Genomic DNA, 4,556 nt, shown 5'->3' on the forward strand with positions numbered 1-4,556 from the left:
GTTGGGCGAGGTAGCCGTGGGCGAGGCCGTCGCCGGTGAGGTAGAGCTCGCCGGTGACACCGGGGGGTACGGGGCGCAGGTGGTCGTCGAGGACGTAGGCGTACTTGTTGGTGAGGGGCCGGCCGATGGACACCGGGCCCGTGGGGAGCGCCGCCGGATCCACGGTGTGGGTGGTGGTGAAGCCCATGGACTCGGCAGGGCCGTAGCCGTTGGTGACGGTGAGGTGCGGGTGCAGGTCGTGGAGGCGGGCGATGTGGGTGGGGGAGGCCGGCTCGCCGCCGGTGTAGACGATGCGGGTCGTGGCGAAGGCTTCCGGGTGTTCGTCGGTGAGGTAGTTGAAGAGGCTGGAGGACAGCTGGAGCATCGTCACCCCGTGGCGTGGCGCCAGCTCGGCCACCAGGGCCGGTTCGGGTCGTTGTCCGGGTTGGAGGACGGTGGTGCCGCCGTGGAGGAGGGCGCCCCAGAATTCGAGGCTGAAGGCGTCCCAGGAGACGGGGGAGCACTGGAGGAAGACTTCGCCGGGACCGAAGGCGGCGTAGGTCTGCGCGGTGACGGTGGAGACGAGGTTGCGGTGGGTGGACAGGATGCCCTTGGGGCGTCCGGTGGAGCCGGAGGTGAACATCACGCAGGCGGTGTCGTCGCCGGTCAGGGCGACGCCCAGGCCGTGGGCGGGGCGCACGGCGATCTCCTCGGCCGCCACGTCGATGAGGACCTCGGACCAGGGGCCGGAGACACCGCGGCCGTGGTGGCTCGTGTCGGTGACCAGCAGCCGCAGTCCCGCATCGGTGGCGGTGCTGCGCAGGCGTTCGTCGGGGAACTCGGGGTCGAGCAGGGCGTATCCGGCGCCGGTCTTGGTCACGGCGAGGAGGCTGACGGCGAAGTCGATACCGCGGTCGAGGAGGATCCCGGCCAGGTCACCGCGCCCGAGGCCCTGCTCGCGCAGGTGGTGGGCGAGACGGTTGGCGCGGCGGTCGAGCTCCGCGTAGGACAGGGTCGTCGGGCCGAACACGAGGGCCGGGGCTTCGGGACGTAGGCGCACCTGCTCCTCGAACCGGGCCGTCAACACCGGCAGTTCGCCGATGTCCGCCGCGCTCCCGGTCCACTCCTCCAGCACCCGCCGGCGCTCGTCCGGTTCCAGCAGTTCCGCCTCCGACAGCGGGAGTCCGGCGTCCGCCAGCAGCCGTTCCACGAAGGCCACGAACCGGTCCTGGTGACCGGCCACCGCCACTACGTCGCACACCTCGGGCGAGGCGTCGAAGTCGATGCGCAGCCCGCCCTCCGGGCCGAGGTCGTAGACGCCGACCGCCAGGTCCTCCACGGGGCCGTTGCCGAGGTTGTGCTGAACGGTCGGCAGGCCGCAGAAGCGCATGCCCGGGGTGAACGCCATGATGTTCACCAGTGGCGCCGCGATCCGCCGGTCCGCCTCGCCCAGACCCAGGTCGCGGCAGACGTCCTCGTAGCGGGTCCGCTGGTGCCGGAGCCCCTCGCGGGCCTCCGTGACCACCGTGGCGAGCAGCTCGGCCAGGGAACCGTCGGCGCGCACCGGGACCCGCAGCGGGATCACGTTCGAGAGCATGCCCGGGGTGCGACGGGCGAGTTCGGTGCGCCGGCCGGTCACCGGCAGGCCCAGCACCGGTTCGGCCGTCCCGCCGGCCCGGTGGACGTACGCCGCGACGAGCGCGATCACCAGCATGGTCCAAGGCGCCCGGTGGGTGCGGGCCACCTCCTTGAGCCGCTCCGCCCGCTCCGGGCCGAGGACCACGGTGCGACGGACGAACGGCAGCGCTCCCGGACCGGCCTTGCCGGTGTGGCCCTCGGCCAGTCGGGGTACGGGCGGCAGGTCCGCCAGCCGGGCCGTCCAGTGGGCCCGGTCCGCCGCGGCCTCCGCCGACGCGCGGTACGCCGTGTCCTCGGCGAGCAGTTCGGTGAGCGCACCGAACGGCGTGGGCGTCCAGGGCCGGCCGGCCGCCGCCTGCTCGTACAGCTCGACCAGCCGCTGGTCCAGCAGGGCCACGCCCATGCCGTCGATCGCCAGGTGGTGGTAGGCGTGGAAGTAGAAGCAGCGCTCGTCGCCGTCGTCCGTGTGCCCGGCCCGGATCAGGACGTGCCGGCTCAGCCAGTCGTCCGCCAGGTCGAAGGGGCGGGCCAGTTCGGCGTCCATCCAGGCCCGCGCGGCGGCTGCGGGATCGGCCTCGTCGCTCAGGTCGAGCGTCCGCAGGGCGCGGCCCGCGGGCTCCGCGTGCAGCAGCTGCCAGAGGGACCCGTCCTCGTCGGAGCCGATCCCGCGGATGCGCAACGCGTCCGCCTCGCAGGCGAGTTGATACCAGCAGCGGGCCAGCAGGTCGGCATCGAGCCGGCCGGTGAGCTCCCGGTACTCCCCGATGTTGTAGCGGCAGCCGGAGGCGTCCAGCCCGTGGGCCATCCAGATGTCGCGCTGAGCCGCCGACAGGGGCAGGCGCACGGCGGGTCCCGCGGCGGCGGGCCCGTGCGCGGTGCGCTGGTCAGACGCGTGGAGGGACATGCGGGCGCTCCTCGGAATCGTTTCGGTGGCGGGAGTTCGGGGCTGCGGGTCGTCGTCCCGCCGTACGGAATCCAACCCGCAGGCGGTACCGTCGGGCGGCAGTTGCTCCGGCACTACGGGAGCAGCTCAGCGGGCGGCGGCAGTTGCCGCGGCACCGCACAGCCAGGCGGCGCGCACCAGGCCCAGGACGCGGAACCGGGACGCACCGTCACGGTGCTCGGCCCGCACCGCCCCACTGATCAGCAGCTCGCGCAGCAGCCGCCCGCACTCGGGCAGGCTCAGGCCGGTCAGCGCGGTGATCTCGGTCAGCTCATGACCGGGGGCGCCGTCGACGGCATCGGTGGCGGCGATCGCGGTCGAGGTCGCGGTGGGGGCCGGGGCGGGGGCAGGGGCCGGGTGCGCGCACAGGGAGTCCAGCAGGGCGCGCGGACCGGCCGCGAGCCGCGACAGCCGCGCGTGCAGCACCGCGCGCAGGCTGCCCGTGCCGCCCGCCGCGCCCAAGTGGTCCAGCAGGGCGGCCGGGTCCGCGTCCAGACTGTGGCACAGCGCCGCCAGGTCGTACACCACGAGCCAGGAGGCCGCCGCCGCCAGCGCCCCGGGATGGCCGTCCAGGCGGCGGCAGATCCACGAGGCCCGCTCCAGGTCGGCCGGTCCGGCCGCGAAGTCCGGCCGCACCCGGCGGACCTGGTCGAGGAAGACCCGTACCGCCGGGGCGTCGCCGGAGGCCGCGCCGCGCTCCGGGGCCTCCAACGGGGAGAGGAGGAAGACCCGTTCGCCCGGAACCCCCCACGGCCCGTCCGAGGTCACCAGCAGCCGCAGGCCCGGGCAGGTGCGCAGGAGCGCGGTCAGCCGGTCGGCACGCGGGGGAGCGGCCGGGGCGCCGTCCAGCACCAGCAGCACCGGGGCGTCGCCCAGCAGTTCGGCGAGCGCGGCCACCGCACCGGCGCCCGATCCGCCCCGCGGATCGGCCGGCCCGAACAGCTCGGCCACCAAGGTGGCAAGCCGGAAGGCGAGTTCCTCGTCGTGGGAGGCGAGGTAATCGGCCGGGGAGGAGCCGGGCAGGGCGTGCCACAGCACCGGAAGCCCCAGGCCGGTGCCGTGCAGCCGATCGGCCACGGCCAGCGCCAGCCGGGTCTTGCCGACCCCGGCGAGCCCCACCACGTTGACCAGCCGCTCGGTGCCCGTGTCGGCCGCCAACTCCGCGACGAGGCAGTCGATCTCCCCGTCGCGGCCCGTTATCGCGTGCAGGGCGGTCGGCGGTGCGGGCGGCTCGGTCCAGGCCGCGCCGCCCGCCCGGCCCTGCTGCGCCGCCGCTTCGAGGGCCGCCCGGGCCCGTGGGCCCAGCCGCAACGCGTCCGCCATCAGCCGCACGGTGTCCGTGCGGGGACGTCTCGCCTTGCCCTGCTCCAGGTCCCGGATGGCCCGCACGCTGATGGTCGACAGATCGGCCAACTCCCGCTGGGTGAGGCCGATGCGCAGCCGGTGCGAGCGGATCAGGGCACCGATGGGGGACTCGGCGGAGTCGGCGGATGCGGTGCGAGCGGCTGTCGCGGGCATGGAGTTCACGGTCATGGTGCTGACGGCGAGGGTGTTCACAGTGGCGCTCCCGGCGAAGGTGGTGGGGAACGACTGGCCGAGGTGATGCGGCCGGTTCCTGACTCCCATCGTCGGGACGCTGTTATCCCGTCGGCATCGCGCGGCGCGCACCCCCGCGCCCCGCCGCTATCGCCGCTTCCCGCTGCCTATCGCCGGCCGTTGCGCGGCGCGTGATAGCGCCCGGGTCCGCGTGATAGCGCGGGGATAACGGCAAGGTCGGTGCCGGGATTCCGGCCGTTCCTAACGTGGTGCCCACAAGGAAGGAAGCGCCCCGGAAAGACCGGGACGCCGAACCGGAAGGACACCGACATGACCCTCGCCCCCGCCCTCCGCGCCGCTCTCGTCACCGTCGCCGTCGCCGGCGCCACCCTGATGGGCGCCCAGATCGCCCTCGCCGACGGACCGGCTTCCACCACCCTGGCCCCGACCGGCGTCACCG

2 protein-coding genes are annotated in these 4,556 nt (G+C 74.5%); both read right to left on the minus strand.

The annotated features are described in order from the left end of the window. The coding region (locus EF918_RS32960; protein WP_148141310.1) for an AMP-binding protein at positions 1-2,521 on the minus strand (2,521 nt) is incomplete at its 3' end. 126 nt (positions 2,522-2,647) lie between these two features. Continuing rightward, positions 2,648-4,186, minus strand: a complete 1,539-nt coding sequence (locus tag EF918_RS32965) for a helix-turn-helix domain-containing protein (RefSeq protein WP_260610910.1) — start codon at positions 4,184-4,186, stop codon at positions 2,648-2,650. Positions 4,187-4,556: the final 370 nt, after the last annotated feature.

The organism is Streptomyces sp. WAC06614, assembly GCF_003949795.1.
Classification (GTDB): Bacteria; Actinomycetota; Actinomycetes; order Streptomycetales; family Streptomycetaceae; genus Streptomyces.

What these genes read in the sequence shown, in the direction of transcription:
- EF918_RS32965 (WP_260610910.1), bottom strand. Translation starts at nt 4,186, where the DNA reads ATGGGAGTCAGGAACCGGCCGCATCACCTCGGCCAGTCGTTCCCCACC.